The sequence below is a fragment of the Pseudonocardia sp. SID8383 genome (genome assembly GCF_009864975.1).
GTDB classification, from domain to species: Bacteria; Actinomycetota; Actinomycetes; order Mycobacteriales; family Pseudonocardiaceae; genus Pseudonocardia; species Pseudonocardia alni.
Map to the genome: position 1 here is coordinate 1 of NZ_WWFY01000676.1, position 638 is coordinate 638.

1 pseudogene is annotated in these 638 nt (G+C 80.4%); it reads right to left on the bottom strand.

The features are described 5' to 3' along the window. Window positions 1–47: 47 nt before the first annotated feature. Window positions 48–638 (bottom strand): annotated as a pseudogene (locus GTW08_RS16400) (nitroreductase); the annotation flags it as partial.

Here is a 638-nt window from a genome sequence, read left to right on the forward strand (position 1 = left end):
GGAGGGCCCGCCGGCCCGGGACGAAGGTCCCGGGCCGGTGCTCCGGGTCAGCCCGGGTCGATCAGGTCGGCGGCCGGACGCCGCGGAGTCGCCGGGACGGGGACCCCGTGGCCCAGGCGCAGGACGACCTGCGGGGGCCGGTCCCGGGCGAGCGAGCGGCGCACCCGCTCCCGCACGTCGGGGACCTCCACCAGCTGGGACACCGGCGAGGCCGACAGGCCCTCGGCGGTCGCGGTCAGCAGCACCCGCGCCAGGGCCTCGCCGGCACGCAGGTCGTCGCGGGGGCCGTCGAGGTGCGAGGTCAGCACCGCGATCAGCGGCGCCGACTCGAACGCGGCCGGCGCGGGCCGCGGGTGGGCGGGGCCGCCGAAGTCCCGGGTCACCCACGGGTGGTTCGGGGCCGGCAGCGGTCCGCCCGCGGAGGCGGGGACACCGTCGTCGTGGCCGCCGTGCCGCCCGGTCCAGGCCGCCATCTCCGCGACGAACGCGGGGTCGGCGGACTGGCGGCCGTGCGCCTCGCGAGCGAGGCGGCCCAGTACGGCGAGGTCGTCCGGGTCGGTCACCAGCTGCAGCCAGGCGCCCTCCTCGTACGCGGCGCGGGTGAGCGCGGTGCGGGCCGGGCCCGGCACCGGGACGTC